19 protein-coding genes are annotated in these 17305 nt (G+C 60.7%); 12 read left to right on the top strand and 7 right to left on the bottom strand.

Annotation, left to right across the window (positions count from 1 at the left end):
- Nucleotides 1-8 precede the first annotated feature (8 nt).
- Nucleotides 9-326 (top strand): SCP2 sterol-binding domain-containing protein, encoded by a 318-nt coding sequence (locus GXB78_RS02860; protein WP_016774477.1) that lies wholly within the window; start codon nt 9-11, stop codon nt 324-326.
- Between the two features lie 108 nt (nt 327-434).
- Here the strand turns inward: GXB78_RS02860 and GXB78_RS02855 are convergent, their stop codons facing one another.
- The 3 genes from GXB78_RS02855 to GXB78_RS02845 all read right to left on the bottom strand — a co-directional run bounded on the left by GXB78_RS02855 (nt 435) and on the right by GXB78_RS02845 (nt 1799).
- A complete protein-coding gene (locus GXB78_RS02855) occupies nt 435-929 on the bottom strand; it encodes an RES family NAD+ phosphorylase (RefSeq protein ID WP_329514078.1) in 495 nt (164 codons plus the stop codon).
- Nucleotides 926-1402 carry an antitoxin Xre/MbcA/ParS toxin-binding domain-containing protein gene (locus tag GXB78_RS02850; RefSeq protein ID WP_329514077.1) on the bottom strand — a complete coding sequence of 159 codons (477 nt, stop codon included), beginning with the start codon at nt 1400-1402 and terminating at the stop codon, nt 926-928. Before GXB78_RS02850 ends, GXB78_RS02855 begins: the two co-directional genes overlap by 4 nt.
- Nucleotides 1403-1478: 76 nt before the next feature.
- Complete coding sequence (locus GXB78_RS02845; RefSeq protein ID WP_329514076.1) at nt 1479-1799, bottom strand: hypothetical protein; 321 nt, start codon at nt 1797-1799, stop codon at nt 1479-1481.
- Nucleotides 1800-1811: 12 nt separating this feature from the next.
- Here GXB78_RS02845 and GXB78_RS02840 point away from each other — a divergent pair, with 12 nt between their 5' ends.
- The 4 genes from GXB78_RS02840 (at nt 1812) to GXB78_RS02825 (ending at nt 6966) form a co-directional block, all read left to right on the top strand.
- Complete coding sequence (locus GXB78_RS02840) at nt 1812-3539, top strand: hydrogenase maturation protein (protein WP_329514075.1); 1728 nt, start codon at nt 1812-1814, stop codon at nt 3537-3539.
- Nucleotides 3540-3771: 232 nt separating this feature from the next.
- On the top strand, nt 3772-4635 hold the full coding sequence (locus tag GXB78_RS02835; RefSeq protein WP_329514074.1) for a LysR family transcriptional regulator: 864 nt from the start codon (nt 3772-3774) through the stop codon (nt 4633-4635).
- Nucleotides 4636-4747: 112 nt separating this feature from the next.
- Nucleotides 4748-5893, top strand: a complete 1146-nt coding sequence (locus tag GXB78_RS02830; RefSeq protein ID WP_329514073.1) for a sterol desaturase/SRPBCC family protein — start codon at nt 4748-4750, stop codon at nt 5891-5893.
- Entirely contained in the window at nt 5890-6966 is a 1077-nt protein-coding gene (locus tag GXB78_RS02825) for an SMP-30/gluconolactonase/LRE family protein (protein ID WP_329514072.1), read from the top strand. The genes GXB78_RS02830 and GXB78_RS02825 overlap by 4 nt, the downstream gene beginning before the upstream one ends.
- 107 nt (nt 6967-7073) lie before the next feature.
- Here GXB78_RS02825 and GXB78_RS02820 read toward each other — a convergent pair whose 3' ends face one another.
- Both GXB78_RS02820 and GXB78_RS02815 read right to left on the bottom strand, forming a co-directional pair.
- Nucleotides 7074-7238, bottom strand: a complete 165-nt coding sequence (locus GXB78_RS02820; protein WP_329514071.1) for a hypothetical protein — start codon at nt 7236-7238, stop codon at nt 7074-7076.
- A gap of 99 nt (nt 7239-7337) precedes the next feature.
- Nucleotides 7338-7592 carry a hypothetical protein gene (locus GXB78_RS02815; RefSeq protein WP_329514070.1) on the bottom strand — a complete coding sequence of 85 codons (255 nt, stop codon included), beginning with the start codon at nt 7590-7592 and terminating at the stop codon, nt 7338-7340.
- A gap of 204 nt (nt 7593-7796) precedes the next feature.
- Between GXB78_RS02815 and GXB78_RS02810 the strand changes: the two genes are divergently transcribed.
- Nucleotides 7797-8318, top strand: a complete 522-nt coding sequence (locus tag GXB78_RS02810) for a DUF4142 domain-containing protein (protein ID WP_329514069.1) — start codon at nt 7797-7799, stop codon at nt 8316-8318.
- 57 nt (nt 8319-8375) lie between these two features.
- Here GXB78_RS02810 and GXB78_RS02805 read toward each other — a convergent pair whose 3' ends face one another.
- Nucleotides 8376-8639, bottom strand: coding sequence for a hypothetical protein (locus tag GXB78_RS02805; protein WP_329514578.1), 264 nt, complete (start codon nt 8637-8639; stop codon nt 8376-8378).
- 260 nt (nt 8640-8899) lie between these two features.
- Here GXB78_RS02805 and GXB78_RS02800 point away from each other — a divergent pair, with 260 nt between their 5' ends.
- The 6 genes from GXB78_RS02800 to GXB78_RS02775 are packed head-to-tail and all read left to right on the top strand — an operon-like array spanning nt 8900 to nt 14328.
- Nucleotides 8900-9751 (top strand): STAS domain-containing protein, encoded by an 852-nt coding sequence (locus tag GXB78_RS02800; protein ID WP_329514068.1) that lies wholly within the window; start codon nt 8900-8902, stop codon nt 9749-9751.
- Between the two features lie 2 nt (nt 9752-9753).
- Complete coding sequence (locus tag GXB78_RS02795; protein ID WP_329514067.1) at nt 9754-10116, top strand: STAS domain-containing protein; 363 nt, start codon at nt 9754-9756, stop codon at nt 10114-10116.
- Nucleotides 10113-10517 carry an anti-sigma regulatory factor gene (locus tag GXB78_RS02790; RefSeq protein ID WP_016774465.1) on the top strand — a complete coding sequence of 135 codons (405 nt, stop codon included), beginning with the start codon at nt 10113-10115 and terminating at the stop codon, nt 10515-10517. Before GXB78_RS02795 ends, GXB78_RS02790 begins: the two co-directional genes overlap by 4 nt.
- A complete protein-coding gene (locus GXB78_RS02785; RefSeq protein WP_329514577.1) occupies nt 10514-11527 on the top strand; it encodes an ATP-binding protein in 1014 nt (337 codons plus the stop codon). Before GXB78_RS02790 ends, GXB78_RS02785 begins: the two co-directional genes overlap by 4 nt.
- Nucleotides 11520-12395: a sensor histidine kinase gene (locus GXB78_RS02780; protein ID WP_329514066.1), complete on the top strand. Its 876-nt coding sequence runs from the start codon at nt 11520-11522 to the stop codon at nt 12393-12395. Before GXB78_RS02785 ends, GXB78_RS02780 begins: the two co-directional genes overlap by 8 nt.
- A complete protein-coding gene (locus tag GXB78_RS02775; RefSeq protein ID WP_329514065.1) occupies nt 12385-14328 on the top strand; it encodes a response regulator in 1944 nt (647 codons plus the stop codon). Before GXB78_RS02780 ends, GXB78_RS02775 begins: the two co-directional genes overlap by 11 nt.
- A gap of 332 nt (nt 14329-14660) precedes the next feature.
- Here the strand turns inward: GXB78_RS02775 and GXB78_RS02770 are convergent, their stop codons facing one another.
- Nucleotides 14661-17294 (bottom strand): excinuclease ABC subunit UvrA, encoded by a 2634-nt coding sequence (locus tag GXB78_RS02770; protein WP_329514064.1) that lies wholly within the window; start codon nt 17292-17294, stop codon nt 14661-14663.
- Nucleotides 17295-17305: the final 11 nt, after the last annotated feature.

The raw sequence follows: 17305 nt of genomic DNA, 5'->3' as shown, positions 1-17305 counted from the left end.
ATCGAACCATGACCTCCGTAGCTGATGCCGTAAAAGCAATGCAAGCCAAGTTCAACCCAGCCGCCGCTGCCGGTCTGGACCTGGTCTTCGGTTTCAACATCACCGACGAAGACAAGCAATACGCACTGATCGTCAAAGACGGCACCTGCGACATCCAGGAAGGTGAAAATCCGGATGCCAACTGCACGCTGGTGCTGGACAGCCAGACCCTGAAAGACATCGTCAGCGGCGAAACCGACGGCATGCAGGCCTTCATGGGCGGCAAGCTGCGCGTTGAAGGCGACATGATGCTGTCGATGAAACTGTCCGAGCTGTTCCCTTCGTAAGAAGCAGCCTGGTAAAACACAAATCCCGCCCGTGTGGCGGGATTTGTCGTTCAAGCAACTGACAGCAGTGATGGTGTCCGCTCTAATCCTCACTCCCTGAGCGTGCGATCAAACCTCCTGCAACAACCGCGTATCAAGCCCAAACCGCTCTTGCGAAACCATTCGAAACTGACCCTCCGCCAGATCGCAGCTCACCAGTAAATTCCACGAGTGCCGTGTTGCCACCGAAGGCACCAGAATAAATGGGTGTTCGGCCAACAGCGCGTCGGCAAACTTTCGCTGGTTGGGTGAGGTTTTTATCGGGTTCAGCCAATGCGGATTGGGCACGTCTTCCGGCTGCACGATTCTGACGCGAGCCTGGTGGGCAATTTCAAAACAGGTCAACACATAAGGTTCCTGATCAAGCGCATCGAAACTGCCATGGGCGGCTACTTCAAGAATCGCCGTGGATGGATCGACTGACGCGTACACGACTCGCCGTCCAGGCGTATTCCAGCGGCCGCCGTCCCGTTTCGAACCCAGACCGCTGTCCCAGGTTTCGCTGTACACCGCGCGATCCAGCCGCCAGGCGTACCAGCGATCATCCCAGGGCAAGGGATTCATTGATAAACCCCGTATTTGATCTGGTTCAGATACTCCTCCACCATCCTGAACCCCAACGCATGTCCAACCAGATCGAGTGGCACATAACCGTAGAAATACGTAGCGCGCTGCTCCAGCCAGGATTCGGCCTTGGCCTGGCGCCCGAACACTTCGATGGCCAGTTCCAGGGCCGCGGCATATTGCCAGGCGATGATGCTCTGCTGAGTGTCCAGGCGCACCGGCGCGCCTTCCTTGAGCAGACGGCGCACGGTTCTCACGGATCTGCCGGTGATGCGTTTGACCATCTCGCCCTGCTGGTACAGCTCGGAGGAGGCAATCATGTTGACCACATCGGGCAGCTCAAACCCTTCGTTTGTACAGCGCAGGACGAGCATCGGGTCGTCGCCGGTGTCCTGCCCGCGCAACAGCAACTCCAGAGGCTTGCCCTCGAGCTTCTTCAAACCCGTGAGCCGCGGCGGTTTGACGGTCGGCATGGCGACGTCCTCCGAGGGGCATCTGGCGCGATCGTCGCGCCAGTAGTGGCGAGGGGAGTAAGCAGGTGTATGGCTTTCAATCAGCGGGATTCGCATATTCCATCCTTTGTCCGGGTCCAGAGCGATCTGTGCGCTCGATGACTTCAATGTCACGACTGATGCTATAGACCCAGCGTCCGACGACCAACCTGAAAAAGTCGTCAGAAATATCCACGCATCTGATCAAAACACGCCTGTTTCCGTAGGACTTAAACGGAAATTTCAGCGCCTGAATTGACGCCTTGCCTGACACAACCTTGACCTCGGTCAGCTGTGTACGTGCAAGCACTGCGTACTCTCCCCGCTCCATCGACAGCCACGGAAGGCTCACCGGGAGCCTGCGGCCGATCTCATTCAAGGAGGAATCCTCATGCAATCGCTCAAGATCATTTTGCTGGCGTCAGCGTTCAACGGCCTGACGCAAAGGGCCTGGCTGGAACTGCGCCAGGCCGGACACTCGCCCAGCGTGGTGCTGTTTACCGACGCAGCTGCAGTATGTGAACAGATCGAGCACAGCGGCGCCGACCTGGTGATCTGCCCGTTTCTCAAGGACCGAGTGCCACAGGCGCTGTGGAGCGATTCCCGGCGTCCGGTGGTAATCATTCATCCCGGCATCGTTGGCGACCGCGGCGCGAGTGCGCTGGACTGGGCGATCACTAACGAACTCTCGGTCTGGGGTGTCACCGCGCTGCAAGCAGTCGAGGAAATGGACGCCGGCCCAGTGTGGGCCACCTGCGAATTCAATCTGCCGGTGGGCTTGCGCAAATCCGAGCTGTACAACGGCCGGGTCAGCGATGCGGCGATGGTGTGCATCCGCGAGGTGGTGGAAAAATTCGTCGAAGGGTTTCAGCCGGTCGAGCTGGATTACACCCACCCCAGCGTGCGTGGCCGTCTGCAACCGAACATGAAACAGGCTGATCGCAGCTTCAGCTGGCACGACTGCGCGCGCTTCATCAAGCGCTGTATCGACGCGGCAGACGGCCAGCCGGGCGTGTTGGCCAGCCTGGCTGGCGGGCAGTATTACCTGTATGACGCGCACCTTGATTCGCGCAGCGGGTTGCCCGGCGAGATCCTTGCGGTACATGACGACGCCGTGCTGGTGGCCGCTGGCGACCAGAGCCTGTGGATCGGCGCGCTGCGGCGCAAACCTCAACCCGGTGAGGAAACCTTCAAGCAACCGGCGCGGCATGTGCTGGCCGGACAGCTCAACCCTGTGCCAGTGCTGGACTGGTCGATCGCCACACAGCCGTTCAGCGACGAAGCGTATCAGCCGATTCGCTACAGTGAGTCCGGGCATGTCGGGGAACTGACGTTCGAGTTCTACAACGGCGCGATGAGCACCGAGCAGTGCCAGCGTCTGGTCGCGGCGCTGCGTTGGGCCAAGGCTCGGGACACCCGAGTGCTGCTGATCAGGGGCGGCCGCGGTAGCTTTTCCAATGGCGTGCACCTGAACGTGATTCAAGCCGCGCAGGATCCCGGCGCCGAAGCCTGGGCAAATATTCAGGCAATCGACGACGTCTGCGCAGAATTGCTCAGCGCGCGGCAACTGGTGGTCAGCGGCGTGACCGGCAACGCCGGTGCGGGCGGTGTGATGCTGGCATTGGCGGCGGACATCGTGTTTGCCCGGGCCGATATCGTCCTCAATCCTCACTACAAGAGCATGGGCCTGTATGGCTCCGAATACTGGACCTACAGCCTGCCCCGCGCCGTCGGCCCGGCACTGGCCGAGCAATTGACCCAGGCCTGCTTGCCAATCAGTGCGGTTGAAGCCTGGCAACTGGGGATGGTTCAGGAGATCGGCCCACGCTGCCCGGACGAGTTTTCCCTGTGGCTGTTACAACGAGCCAACGGTGTGTTGACTGACCCAACGTATGCAGCGGTACTTGAGCGCAAGTCGCGGATCGATCAGGCGCTGATCCGTCGATGCCGGGAAGCTGAGCTGGAGCAAATGCAGGAAGACATGCTGCATGACCGCAATCGCTTTGCCGAGAAATGCAGCCATTTCGTTTACAAGCGCAGAGTGTGTAGCACGCCGGCGCGCTTGGTAGAGGATTGGGCGCGGGTTGGGTTGGTGGAGCGGACCGAGTTGGCCAGTTGAATTTATGGTGACTGTTTGCCCCTCACCCTGGCCCTCTCCCCAGGGAGAGGGAACTGAATGGGGGATATTCGGGATTTTCAGCGACATGAATTCAAGCGGTGAATCCATAACTGACACGATTTCCCCAGGTGATGCATTACAAGAGAAAACCCGATCAGCCTCTGGGAGAGGGCTAGCGTGAGGGGCTTTTGACTTACAATGTGCGCCACCTCCAGAAACCGGCCTTGCCCCCATGGACATCGACCTCGCCCGCACCTTCCTCGAAATCGTTCGTCACGGCAGTCTCGCCGCCGCTGCGCAGAAGCTGTTCGTCACGCAGACGGCAATTACCGCGCGGGTGCAGAAACTCGAGAGCCAGTTGGGCAGCACGCTGTTCGTGCGCAATCGTGCCGGGGCGAAGTTGACGGCCAATGGCGAAGCGTTCGTGATCTACGCCAATCAACTGGTACAGACCTGGGAAGCCGCGCGCCGCGACTTGCCGCTGCCCGAGGGTTATCACAACGTTCTGCACATCGGTGGCGAGGTCAGCCTGTGCAACCCGTTGATGCTCAGTTGGGCGGCGCAACTGCGCGAGAAAATTCCCGGGCACGCATTGCGCATGGAAATTCGCGACGGCGAAAATCTGTTGCGGCAGCTCGAACTCGGTGTGCTCGATGCCGCGCTGGTCTATCAACCCGAATACTGGCCAGGTTTGCAGGTCGAGCAAGTGCTGGAAGAAAAGCTGATTCTGGTTCGTGCGCCCGAGCGTCCCGAACCTTACGTCTACATCGACTGGGGCCCGGATTTCCGCCGCCAGCACGACGCCGCCCTGCCGGAAAAAGCCAAAGCCGCGCTGAGTTTCAACCTTGGCCCGCTGGCCCTGCAATACATCCTTGAGCATGGCGGCAGCGGCTATTTCCGCACCCGCGTTGTGCGCACGTATCTGGAGACCGGTGCGCTGGAAGCCGTCACCAAAGCGCCGGAATTCGGCTATCCGACCTACCTGGTGTATTCCCGTGATCGCGACTCGACAGTGCTGCAACAGGCCTTCGATCTGTTGCGCGAAGTGATCCGCACCGATGATGACTGGTCGCAACGCTGGAACCCGTTGAGCTGACCTGACAGCGCCAGTCCAGAGCATGGCGCTTGTGACCTCAAGGTTCGCTCTGCACAAGTCAGCGGATCGGCTAATCTGCCGGGTATAACAACAATACCCGCAGGTGAAAGCGTTGAGGCAGACCACCGAGGCATTTCGCAGCCGCTACCGCGCGGCCATTCATCCGTTGTACAACCCGTGGCTGCACGGCGCGTTTGTATTGCTGTTCGGCATTCTCGCTATCGCCGCATTCTGGCGCACGGTGCAGTCAGTGAACTGGCTGGAATGGCTGACCGTGCCGCTGACCCTACTGTTGTTCAACTTCGGCGTGTACATGGTCCATCGCCATCTCGGTCATCAGAAAAAGTCCTTCGCGAAGATGTTCTATGCCCGGCATGCCGGCGACCATCACAGCTTTTTCACTCCCGGCCACATGACCTACGACAGCGCGCGGGACTGGCGGGTGATTCTGTTTCCAGCCTGGCTGATCGTCATTCACACGCTGCTGATCACCCTGCCTCTGTGGTGGCTGCTCGCGCAGGTCAACGCCAATGTCGCCGGGCTGTTCGCCGGGTGCATGGTGCTTGGTTATCTGCTCTACGAAGTGTTCCACGCCTGCGAACATCTGCCGCCGCAAAACCCGTTGAGCCGTTTGCCGTGGATTCGCCAGATGCGCCGTCTGCATGAATTGCATCACCGCCGCGAGCGCATGCAGGAACGCAATTTCAACATCGTTCTGCCCTTGATGGACTACCTGTTCGGCACGCTTTATCGCGAGCCGGAACCCGCCCCTTTGAGATATTCGAAAATGCCCATGACGCGCATGCAGCACGAGATCGACATCGCCGGCGAACCGGTCGCCGTGCTGGCCTATGCCGCCAGCGTCACGCACTGGCCGGAGTGGCATCCCTCTTCATTGAAGATTGACGGCGCGCAAGGCCCGCTGCATGCCGGTGCGCGCTTTGAAGAAGACATCCGTGCCGGCGGACGTGCCGGCCATTTGCGCTGGGAGGTCACTGAATATCTGCCGGGCCGGCGCTGGTGCGCACGTGCGCAAAGTGATCAGGGTTTGGCCCTGCGCTTGACTTACGAGTGCTCCGCGGAGGCTGGCGGTACGCGCTTCGTGCGTACGCTGGAATATCGCTTCGACGGCTTGCTCATGCGTCTCGCCAATCGCCTGTTGCTCAAGCGGCGCATTGAGCGCGAATCTGCCGCGTCCATGCTCGCCCTGCGCGACATGGCTGCGCAGTTTATTGGCGCGGCGAGGGCCAGCGCGTGAAATTACGCCACGGGCTGTTCCTGCTGATCATCGTTGTTATTGCGTTGCTGTTATTGCTGCCGACCAAAGTCGAACCGGTGGCCTGGACACCGCCACCGGCGCCCTCGTTGCGAGACGGCATCTACGCGGATAACCAGCGCTTGAAAGGTCTGGTGAAGGTTGGGCCGAGCGACATCGAGGGTCCAGAAGCTTTGCTGCTGGAGGACGATTTTCTTATCACCGGGTTACATGACGGCAGGCTGATTCGCAGCAGCCTCGACGGCACGCAGCGTAAGGTCCTGGCCGACACCGGTGGCCGGCCCTTGGGCCTGGCCCGTCATCCGAACGGCATGCTGGTGATTGCCGATGCGGTCAAGGGTTTGCTGTCGCTGGATGCGCAGGGGCAAATGATTCCTTTGACCACCGAGGCCAACGGCGTGCCGTTTGGATTCACGGATGATGTCGCGATAGACAAGTCAGGCCACTACGCCTATTTCAGTGATGCCTCGAGCCGCTGGGGCTATGGTCAGGACGGTGAGGCAATCATCGAACACGGCGCCGACGGGCGTTTGCTGCGCTACGACTTCCAGACCGGCAAGACCAGCGTGCTGCTCGACAAGCTGCAATTCGCCAACGGCGTCGCTCTTGGCCCGGACGAGGCCTATGTGCTGGTCAATGAAACCGGCGCTTACCGCATCAGCCGCTACTGGCTGAGCGGGCCGAAGGCAGGCACCAATGACGTGTTCATCGACAACTTGCCGGGGCTGCCGGACAACCTCTCGTTCAATGGCAGCAATCGTTTCTGGGTAGCGCTGTATGCGCCGCGCAGTGCATTACTCGACGGCACGGCTGAACATCCGTTTTTGCGCAAGATGATCGTGCGGGCGTTGACGGTCTTGCCCAAGCCTGTGGAGAAGCGCGGCTTTGTCCTCGGGCTCGATCTGGACGGCAAGGTGATTGCCAATCTGCAGGATGCGAGCGATGGCAATTACTCGCCGATTACCACTGTGCGCGAGTATGGGCAGTGGTTGTATTTTGGATCGTTGAAGGCGAGACATATGGGGAGGTTGGGGTTGGATTCGGCCCTGAAGTGAACCTGGGGGATTTGCATGTAATGGACTGACGCGTTCGCGAGCAGGCTCGCTCCCACAGGGAAAACGTATTTCAAGGTGGGAGCGAGCCTGCTCGCGAACGCGGTCTGTCAGTTGCTGGATCTGTCGAACTTGTCCGGATCTTCATCCTCCGGCAGTTCTTTCACGGTCTTTTCAGGATGCGCAGTGGTATGCGCCGGGCTGTTCGGTTCAGGTCGGGTTGGAATCGGATCGAAGCCGCCCTGCTCTTCGCTGGGGAATTTGGGGTCATTCATGAGGCACCTCGCAACGAGTCGATGGTTTGCAGACTCTGCACATTGGAGGTGCCGTGGGCCGTAGCCGTTCCCTTGAGAAAATGACCACGGGTCGGGTGATTACTGTCCCGTCAGCGGCTGCCCGGCCAGTTGGGCGACGATCTGTTCCTTGACGATCACACGCTTCTCTTTGAGCTTTTTCAGCTCGTCGTCAGTGGGGGCATCTGACTGGGCGTTCTCGGCCTCGACGACCGCTTTATCGACATCGAAATACTTGTTGAGCAGCGAATCCAGCTTCGGATCCTCGGAGCGTTTTTGCTCGATCTCTTCCTTCCTGCAACCCAGGTCCTGATACAGATCATGTGAAACCGGCATGAAACACCTCCATCAGTTTGATCGACAACCAGCGCGACCGATGCGCTGACTCGTTATCAGCATGGCCTTGGGCGATGGCTTCTGTCGACTCCCTGTCAGACCAGCGGTTGCCGTTCGTCGCCCTGTCGTAAATGCGATAAAACCTTTGGCGCCCGCGCTCGCTCCATTGGATAACGCTCACAAAAACCTGCGTGGAGATACCCAATGGACGGATTCAACCTGCGTCATCTCGCTCTGGCTGTTGCACTGTCTGCCGGCATGGGCAGCGCCTTTGCCGCGACCGACAACGACTTTGTCGATCACGCCGCCGCCGGTGGCATCGCTGAAATCGAAACCAGTCGCCTGGCTCTGGAAAAAAGCCAGTCTGCCGACATCAAAGCCTTTGCCAACCAGATGATCACTGATCACAGCAAGGCCAACGATGAGCTGGCGGCGATTGCCAAAGCCAACGACATCGAAGTCCCGGACACCACCACCCTGGTCAAGCAGGCCAAGGAAAAGATTCTCGATATGCGCGATGAATCCTTCGATGCGGCCTACGCCAACAATCAGGTCAAGGCTCACGAAGAGACCATCGAGCTGTTCAAGAAACAGGCGAATACCGTGACCGATGACAAGACCAAAGGCGCCACTGAGTTGAAAGCGTTCGCGCAGAAAATGCTGCCGGCGCTGGAAAAACATCTGGCCCATGCCAAAGAGCTGCAAGCCAAACACCCGAGCAAATAAAACGTCGGGCAGTAAAAAGGCCGCATCCGTCGATGCGGCCTTTTTGCGTTCTGCCGATCAACCGCCATCGGTGTCGATATCGGCATCAGTGCTCTCGCCGGGTTCAGGGCGGTCAGGGTCAGGCTTGAAGCCGGGGCTGAAGTCGTTGCTGTTGTCATTGTGATGCTGCTTCTGATCGACCTCGGCAGCAGCGCTGTCCGCCTGTCCTTTTTCGGCCGGTGCAGGCTTGGTTTGCCCCGGTGTTTGCGGGTCGATTGCCGGATCGTTGCGGTTAATCGACTCTGCGGACTGATTTTGCTGTTGCGGCGCTTGCTCGTTCATATCCACCTCATTCATAGTCCTGCCTCCTTCTTCCAGCACGACTGGAAAACGTCGGGCATGCAGATTCGAAGCCCGGCGCCGTAGATTCGTTCAAAAGATCGTTGCCTGCTGCCACGCCGACTAGAGTTACCGGGGCGTTCGACGCGGCAGGCAGAAAAATACAGCGCTGGATGAACAACTATTTCAAGCGGCAAATGTCAGTCAATTCGCGCCGGTCATTTCGCTGAACCGGCCCCCTTACGTATCGGAGCGACACGCACATGGCAGCACTGCAGAACAGCACAGTCGAAGCAATCAAGAACAACCAGACGCAACTGCTGAGCGAATGGACCAAACGCCTCGAAGCCAGTGGCGCCACGCGCAACCTCAAGGAACACGATGTCACTCAGCAAACCCGCGATCTGCTAAGCCTGCTGCTGGCCGGTCTGGAAAACGGCAACGGCAGCAAGATTGCCGCCGCAGGCTGGGAAGATACCCGCCAGTTCCTTGAAAAGCTGTCGCAGAGCCGCGCCCTGCTCGGCCAGGATTCCCAGCAAACCGCCAACTTCATCTTCGCCCTGAAGGGCCCGTTGTTCGCCCTGCTGCAAAACCATTATCAAGACCAGCCGGCACTGCTCGCCGAGCAATTGCTGGAAGTCTCCGAACTGCTCGACACGGTCGGCATGCACACCATCGGCACCTTCCAGAAATCCCGTGAAGCGGTAATCAAGCGTCAGCAGGAAGAACTGCTGGAACTGTCGACGCCGGTGGTCAAGCTGTGGGACGGCGTCCTCGCTCTGCCAATGATCGGCACCCTCGATTCGCAGCGCACGCAAGTGGTGATGGAATCGCTGCTGCAACGCATCGTCGACACCGGTTCGGAAATCGCCATCATCGACATCACCGGCGTGCCGACCGTCGACACCCTGGTCGCCCAGCACCTGCTGAAAACCGTGACCGCGATTCGCCTGATGGGCGCTGATTGCATCATCAGCGGCGTGCGTCCGCAGATTGCCCAAACCATCGTTCACCTGGGCCTGGATCTGCAAGGCGTAGTGACCAAGGCCAACCTGGCCGACGCCTTGAAACTGGCCCTGACCCGCTTGGGTGTCAGCCTCGTCAAGACGGTTTGACCATGGAACGTATTCCGATTCTCCAAATGGGCGAATTCCTGCTGGTGACCATTCAGGTCGACATGCATGATCAACTCGCGATGACCCTGCAGGACGATCTGTCCGAGCGCATCAGCAAGACCTCGGCCCGTGGGGTGTTGATCGACATTTCGGCGCTGGACATGGTCGATTCGTTCATCGGGCGCATGATCGGCACGATTTCCGGTCTATCTAAAATCATGGACGCCGAAACCGTGCTGGTCGGCATGCAACCGGCGGTGGCGATCACCCTGGTTGAGCTGGGCATGACGTTGCCGGGTGTCAGCACCGCGCTCAACGTCGAACGCGGAATGAAACTGCTGCGGGAACGAGTACTTGCACAATGACCGTGCGCAGCAGCGGTACTCAACCCATTCTCATTGAACAGGACGTGGTCCTGGCCCGCCAGACCACGCGCAAGCTCGCTACCGAATGCGGCATGCGCCTGATCGACCTGACCAAACTGGTGACCGCCGTCAGCGAGCTGGCGCGCAACACCATGGTCTATGGCGGTGGTGGCGACATGGACTGGCAGATCCTCGAGGAGAACGGCCGTGTCGGTTTGCGTATCACTTTCCGCGACGAAGGCCCGGGCATTCCCGACATCAAACTGGCGATGACCGACGGCTGGACCTCCGGCAGCGGTCTCGGCCTGGGCCTGACCGGCGCCAAACGCCTGGTCAACGAATTCGAACTCGACACTGAGCCCGGCAAAGGCACGCGCATTACGATCACACGATGGACATGAATATCACCGGGTCGTTGACCCAGGTTCTGCCGATCGAGGACAGCAGCCAGATCGGTCACGCCCGGCGCACCGCGCAGAAACTTGCCGAGCAGCATGGCTTCGACGAAAACGATGCCGGCCGCGTGGCGCTGGTCGCGACGGAACTGGCCAGCAATGTGCTCAAGCATGCCCAGCGCGGTGAATTTCACCTGCGTGTGCTGCCAAGACCGGGCAACACGTTCGGCATCGAGATGCAGACCGTGGATCGCGCGCAAGGCTTTGATCTGGATGCGTGTCTGACGGATGGCTTTTCCACTGGCGGTACGCAGGGCATCGGGCTCGGCGCGGTTTCGCGGCAGACGGATGTGTTTGATGTCTACGCCGACCACCGTGGCGCCGTGCTGCTGGCGCGGATTTTTGCCCGCAGCGATCGCCTGGCCGATATCCGTTTCGGGGTCAGCCAGCATTCGCTGCATGCCGATCCCGCCTGCGGTGACGTCTGGCATTTGTCGTATGAAGGGTCACGGATCAGCGCGCTGATCGTTGATGGCCTCGGTCATGGCGAAGATGCCGAGCGCGCCGGCCTGGCCGGTGCACAGGCATTCGCCCGCGCGCCGTTTGCCGATCCTGTGGCATTGATGGAAGACCTGCATCGGGAAATGCTCGGCACCCGTGGCGGCGCCGTCGCGTTCGCGCAGTTCGACAGCCAGCGCGATGGCCTGACGTTCGCCGGTGTCGGCAACATCGGCGCCAGTCTGCTGGAGGCCGGCAGATCCCGCGGACTGGCCTCGCACCCCGGTATCGTTGGCGGCCAGTACCGTAAAGCCAAACCCTTTGACTATGCTCACGTGAACGGACATTTATTGATCATGTACAGCGACGGCTTACAGTCCCGTTGGAATCTCAAAGACTACCCCGGTCTGGTGCATCGCCATCCCGCCGTGATAGCCAGCGTCCTGCACCGCGATTTCTGTCGCGGCCGCGATGACGTGACGGTGCTGGTCGTTGCTCTGGAGGCCACCCATGGCTGAATCGACTACCTTGAGCCACGCCGAACAGGCGGCGCTCATCGCTCAGTTGCAGCGCGAAACCACTGCCCTGCGCGAAGAACTCGATGAAACCAACCAGGGTGTACTGGCGCTGTACGCCGAACTCGACAATCAGGCCGAAGAATTGCGTCAGGCGTCGGATCTGAAAAGCCGTTTCCTGTCGTACATGAGCCATGAATTCCGCACGCCGCTGGGCTCGATCCTGAGCATCAACAGTCTGCTCGCCGACGAACTCGACGGCCCGCTCAGCCCTGAACAGCACAAGCAAGTGGCGTTCGTCAGCACTGCTGCCCGCGAGCTCAGCGACATGGTCGATGACCTCCTCGACCTGGCGAAGATCGAGGCCGGGCGCATCAGCATTTCTCCGGCCTGGTTCGACATGTTCGACCTCTTCTCGGCCCTGCGCGGGATGTTCCGGCCTATCGTCGATGCAACGGCGGTGGATCTGATTTTCGAGGAGCCGCTGGGCCTGCCGCGCCTGTATACCGATGACAAGAAGCTCGGGCAGATCCTGCGCAACTTCATTTCCAACTCGCTGAAATTCACCACCCGTGGCGAAGTGCGCGTGTCGGCGCGGATGCAAGGTGAAGACAAGGTGCGCTTTGCCGTCAGCGACACCGGCATCGGCATTGCGGCCGAACTGCATGACACGCTGTTCGAAGATTTCTCCCAGGTCGATTCGCCGCTGCAGAAGCGCCTGCGCGGCACCGGCCTGGGTCTGTCACTGTGCAAGCGATTCGCCGCGTTGCTGGGCGGTGAAGTCGGGGTTGAGAGTACGCCGGGCGTCGGCTCGACGTTCTTTGTCATCATCCCGCTGGCAATCGCTCTGGAGAACGTCGATGAATCGTGACATCCGCCTGCTGATTGTCGATGACAACGTCGCCACCCGTTACGCCTTGCGCCGGCGCCTCGAACGCCACGGCTACACTGTGCTCGAAGCCGGCACTGGCAGTGACGGTCTGGCCCTGATCGAGAGCGAAGCCCTTGATGCGTTGATCCTCGACGTCAACCTGCCGGACATGAGCGGTTTCGATATCGTCCGCCTGCTGCGCGCCGACCCGGGCACCGCGCTGCTGCCAGTGATTCATGTGTCAGCGGCGTCGATCCAGACCGGCGACATCATCACCGGTCTCAACGCCGGCGCCGATGCCTATCTGATTCACCCGGTTGACCCCGATGTACTCTTGGCAACGCTGCGTACCCTGCTGCGGGTGCGTGACACGGAAAATGCCCTGCGCGAAAGCGAGGCACGTTTTCGCGAGATTTTCGCCAACGTTTCAGCGCCGATCGCGGTGCTCGATGCCAATCTCAAAGTGCATGAATGCAACCATGCCTTCGCCCAGTTGATTGTCGATAACCGCGACCCGCAGGCGCTGCGTGAATGCTTCGCCGAGGATCAAAGATCGATCCTCGATGAACTGCGTCTGCGTCTGGTCGACGGCGAGCGCTGGAAAGGCACGCTGAACATGCGCGTGCAGGGCGAGATTCGCGAGACGCAATGGCAGATTTCACCCTATCGCACCCCGGAACTGAGTCTGGTGTTCGTCGAGGACGTCACCGAACACCGCCACCGCGAGCGCTCGCATTTGGCGCGGCTGGACGACACCACCACGCAGCTGGCCAAGGAGGTTGCCGAACGCGTGCACGCCGAAGCGCAGTTGCTGCAAGTGCAGAAAATGGATGCTTTGGGCAAGCTCACCGGCGGTATCGCCCACGACTTCAACAACCTGCTGACCGGGATCATCACCAGTCTTGAACTGATTCAGAAACGCGTCGCCGATGAGCGTCTGGACAAGGTGCAGTTCTACACCGAAGCAGCGCTGAACTCGGCAATGAGCGCGGCTTCGCTGACCCATCGTCTGCTCGCGTTCGCTCGTCAGCAGCCGCTGGATACGCGGCCGGTGGACATCAACGAGCATATCCGCTCGCTGGAAGAATTACTGGTGCGCACCATCGGTGAGCGCATCACCCTCAAGCTGGAGCTGACCAACAAACCGGCGATTGCGCTGGTGGATCCGGTGCAGCTGGAAAGCGCTGTGCTCAACCTGGTGATCAACGCCCGCGATGCCCTGCCCTCCGGCGGCAATATATGGGTCAACACTTACGCCGCCTATTCCCATGGCGATCCGAATCTGGCCGATGGCGCCTATGTGGCGCTGTCGGTACGCGACGACGGCACCGGCATCGAACACAACGTGATCGACAAAGTGTTCGAACCGTTTTTCACCACCAAGCCATTGGGCCAGGGCACCGGTCTCGGCCTGTCGACGATTTACGGCTTCGCCCGTCAGTCCGGCGGTGACGCGCACATTCGCAGCGTCGCCCGGCGAGGCACCGAAGTGACCATCATGCTGCCCGGCACCAACGACCCGACCGGAGCCGACGCGCCTGTGCCGGTGCCTGACGCCAAAGGCAGTGGCGAGCATGTGCTGATCGTCGAGGACATGGCCACGGTGCGTTTGTTTGTCACCGAAGTGCTGGAGGATGCCGGTTATCGCTGCACGCAAGCGGCGGATATCGAGTCGGCACTGGAGCGCTTGCAGAATGACCCGTCGATCAACCTGCTGCTGACCGACGTCGGCCTGCCGCGCATGAGTGGCCGTGAGTTGGCAGATGTTGCCCGTGGCTGGCACGCAGGGCTGCCGATTCTGTTCATGACCGGCTACGCCGAAACCGCCCTCAACCGCCAGGTTTTCCTCGGCACAGGGATGGAAATGCTGGTCAAACCGTTCCAGATCAGCGAACTGCTCGACAAGGTCCGCCGCACAATCGATGGGGCCTGACCTAACGCACGTCCCCCTGTAGGAGTGAGCCTGCTCGCGATAGCGCTGGGTCAGTGAACACATCTGTTACTGACACTCCGCTTTCGCGAGCAGGCTCGCTCCCACAGGGGGATCCGGGTGTAACCACCTTTTCCGGGTGCACCTTGCAAAACTGTGGGAGCGAGCCTGCTCGCGAAGGCGTCCATCCAGTCAATTCTTCTGCGACTGGCACTCCGCTTTCGCGAGCAGGCTCGCTCCCACAGGGGATCCGGGTGTACCCACCTTTTCCGGGTGCACCTTGCAAAACTGTGGGAGCGAGCCTGCTCGCGAAGGCGTCTGGCGGGGCGCCGCCATTATCGGCTTAATACCCGAGCCAGAAACGGCGCAGTCTTGCTCTTCTTGCTCGCAGCGACTTTTTGCGGCGTGCCAGCGGCGACGATCCTGCCGCCCTGATCACCAGCGCCGGGGCCGATGTCGATCACCCAGTCGCTCTGCGCGACTACACGCATTTCGTGCTCGACCACGATCACCGTATGCCCCGCCGTGACCAGCGTGTCGAGTTGCTCCAGCAGTCGATCGACGTCCCGCGGATGCAATCCGGTAGTCGGTTCATCCAGCACATACAAGGTCGCGCCACGCTGACTGCGCTGCAACTCGGTCGCCAGTTTGATCCGCTGCGCCTCACCCCCGGACAGTTCCGTGGCCGGCTGCCCCAGACGCAGATAACCCAGACCAATATCGCGCAGCACCTCCAGCGACCGTCGAATCCCTGCCTGCTCGGCGAACACCACCACCGCTTCATCGACGGTCAATTGCAGCACCTGGGCGATGCTCAAGCCCTGCCAGAGAATCGCCAGGGTCTGCGGGTTGTAGCGCGCGCCATGGCAGGTCGGGCACGGCGCATAAACGCTGGGCATGAACAGCAATTCCACGCTGACGAAGCCCTCGCCCTCGCAAGTGGCGCAACGGCCCTTGGCGACGTTGAAGGAAAACTGTCCGGCGTCATAGCCCGCCGCTTGCGCGTCGGGTGTCGCGGCGAACAGCTTGCGCACGTTGTCGAACAGCCCCGTATAGGTGGCCAGATTGGAACGCGGTGTACGCCCGATCGGTTTCTGATCCACCTGCACCAGCCGTTTGATCGACTCCAGACCGGCGCTGATCTGGCCGGTGCTGGGCGGCGGCGCGTCATCTTCCAGGCTCGGTTCTTCCGACTCGGCTTCGGCCACCGGCCGGCCCAACTGCGCGCCGACCAGTTCCAGCAGCGCCTGACTGACCAGACTCGACTTGCCAGAGCCAGACACCCCGGTCACCGAGGTGAAACAGCCCAAAGGAAATTCGGCGCTGAGATTATTCAGGTTGTTGCGGGTGACGCCGTCGAGTTTCAGCCACCCGCTCGGCTTACGCGCGGCGCGCTCAGCGCGCTGGTTTTCGGCGAACAGATAAGCGCGGGTCTGCGAATCTCCAATATCAGCAAGTCCCGCAGGCGGACCGCTGTACAACACGCGCCCACCCTTTTCGCCCGCGGCCGGACCAACGTCGATCAGCCAGTCAGCACGGCGCATGGTCTCGACATCGTGCTCGACCACAAACAGCGTATTGCCGTCAGCCTTCAACCGCTGCAACGCCTCGAACAGCGCCTCGCCATCCGCCGGATGCAGACCGGCAGACGGCTCATCCAGCACGTAGATGACGCCGAACAGCTGCGAACCCAATTGCGTGGCCAGGCGCAAACGCTGCAACTCGCCAGACGACAAAGTCGGCGTACTGCGTTCCAGCGCCAGATAACCCAGGCCGAGATCGGTCAGGGTGCTCACCCGCTCCAACAGATCTTCAGCGATGCGTTGCGCCGCCAAGCGTTTTTCCAGCGACAGGTTCGGCGTGTGGCGCACGTCCGGCGCGCTGGCATGACCACTGGCGCCATGGGCGACCCGCTGCTGGCGAGCCTCACGGGTTTGCGCATGGCTGAGGGTGTCGCCGCTCTCCTCGGCCTGTTCCAGATAATTCGCCGCTGCCACTGGCCGCAGCACTTCGGCCACTTGCAGCAACGGCATCTGCGACAGCTCACCAATGTCGTAGCCGGCAAAGGTCACCGACAACGCCTCGCGTTTGAGCCGCTTGCCCTCGCACAACGGACACGGGCTGCCACGCATGAACTGCGAAACACGCTTCTTCATCAGCGCACTTTGCGAGTGGGTAAAGGTGTGCAGGATGTAGCGCCGGGCGCCGGTAAAAGTGCCCTGATAACTCGGTTCCATTTTGCGTTTGAGGGCGACGCGGGTTTCTTCCGGGGTCAGCCCTGCGTATACCGGCACCGTTGGCGTTTCTTCAGTGAAGAGAATCCAGTCGCGCTGTTTTTTCGGCAGTTTCTTCCAGGGGATGTCGACATCGATGCCCATGGTCACCAGGATGTCGCGCAGGTTCTGCCCCTGCCACGCCAAGGGCCACGACGCCACGGCGCGCTGGCGGATGGTCAGGTTCGGGTCCGGCACCATCAGCGCTTCGGTCACTTCATAGACTCGGCCAAGTCCGTGACACTCCGGGCAGGCGCCCTGCGGCGTGTTCGGTGAAAAATCCTCGGCATACAGCATCGGCTGCCCCGGCGGGTAACTGCCGGCGCGGGAATAAAGCATGCGGATCAGGCTCGACAACGTCGTCACGCTGCCGACCGACGAACGCGCGCTCGGCGTGCCACGCTGCTGTTGCAGAGCGACGGCGGGCGGCAGTCCTTCGATGGAATCGACATCCGGCACGCCGACCTGATCGATCAACCGCCGCGCGTACGGCGCCACCGATTCGAAATAACGCCGCTGGGCCTCGGCATACAGCGTAGAAAACGCCAGCGACGACTTGCCCGAACCGGAGACACCGGTGAACACCACCAGTGCATCACGGGGAATATCGACGTCAACGTTCTTCAGGTTGTGTTCGCGAGCGCCGCGCACGCGAACCATGCCGGCGAGTGCTTTGGAATTGCGCTTGGAAATCATCGGCCTGCCTT

Origin of the sequence: Pseudomonas moraviensis subsp. stanleyae, assembly GCF_036283065.1 — a bacterium.
GTDB lineage: Bacteria > Pseudomonadota > Gammaproteobacteria > Pseudomonadales > Pseudomonadaceae > Aquipseudomonas > Aquipseudomonas stanleyae.
Note: the sequence above shows the minus strand (reverse complement) of the source record. Positions and strands in the feature narration are given on the sequence as shown.

Bases quoted from the DNA above. Each gene is read 5' to 3' on its own strand.
- GXB78_RS02770 (WP_329514064.1), bottom strand. From the start codon at position 17,294: ATGATTTCCAAGCGCAATTCCAAAGCACTCGCCGGCATGGTTCGCGTG.
- GXB78_RS02805 (WP_329514578.1), bottom strand. From the start codon at position 8,639: ATGAACGAGCAAGCGCCGCAACAGCAAAATCAGTCCGCAGAGTCGATT.
- GXB78_RS02860 (WP_016774477.1), top strand. From the start codon at position 9: ATGACCTCCGTAGCTGATGCCGTAAAAGCAATGCAAGCCAAGTTCAAC.
- GXB78_RS02800 (WP_329514068.1), top strand. From the start codon at position 8,900: ATGGCAGCACTGCAGAACAGCACAGTCGAAGCAATCAAGAACAACCAG.
- GXB78_RS02820 (WP_329514071.1), bottom strand. From the start codon at position 7,238: ATGAATGACCCCAAATTCCCCAGCGAAGAGCAGGGCGGCTTCGATCCG.
- GXB78_RS02780 (WP_329514066.1), top strand. From the start codon at position 11,520: ATGGCTGAATCGACTACCTTGAGCCACGCCGAACAGGCGGCGCTCATC.
- GXB78_RS02855 (WP_329514078.1), bottom strand. From the start codon at position 929: ATGAATCCCTTGCCCTGGGATGATCGCTGGTACGCCTGGCGGCTGGAT.
- GXB78_RS02815 (WP_329514070.1), bottom strand. From the start codon at position 7,592: ATGCCGGTTTCACATGATCTGTATCAGGACCTGGGTTGCAGGAAGGAA.
- GXB78_RS02835 (WP_329514074.1), top strand. From the start codon at position 3,772: ATGGACATCGACCTCGCCCGCACCTTCCTCGAAATCGTTCGTCACGGC.
- GXB78_RS02840 (WP_329514075.1), top strand. From the start codon at position 1,812: ATGCAATCGCTCAAGATCATTTTGCTGGCGTCAGCGTTCAACGGCCTG.
- GXB78_RS02810 (WP_329514069.1), top strand. From the start codon at position 7,797: ATGGACGGATTCAACCTGCGTCATCTCGCTCTGGCTGTTGCACTGTCT.
- GXB78_RS02790 (WP_016774465.1), top strand. From the start codon at position 10,113: ATGACCGTGCGCAGCAGCGGTACTCAACCCATTCTCATTGAACAGGAC.
- GXB78_RS02775 (WP_329514065.1), top strand. From the start codon at position 12,385: ATGAATCGTGACATCCGCCTGCTGATTGTCGATGACAACGTCGCCACC.
- GXB78_RS02850 (WP_329514077.1), bottom strand. From the start codon at position 1,402: ATGCCGACCGTCAAACCGCCGCGGCTCACGGGTTTGAAGAAGCTCGAG.
- GXB78_RS02785 (WP_329514577.1), top strand. From the start codon at position 10,514: ATGAATATCACCGGGTCGTTGACCCAGGTTCTGCCGATCGAGGACAGC.
- GXB78_RS02795 (WP_329514067.1), top strand. From the start codon at position 9,754: ATGGAACGTATTCCGATTCTCCAAATGGGCGAATTCCTGCTGGTGACC.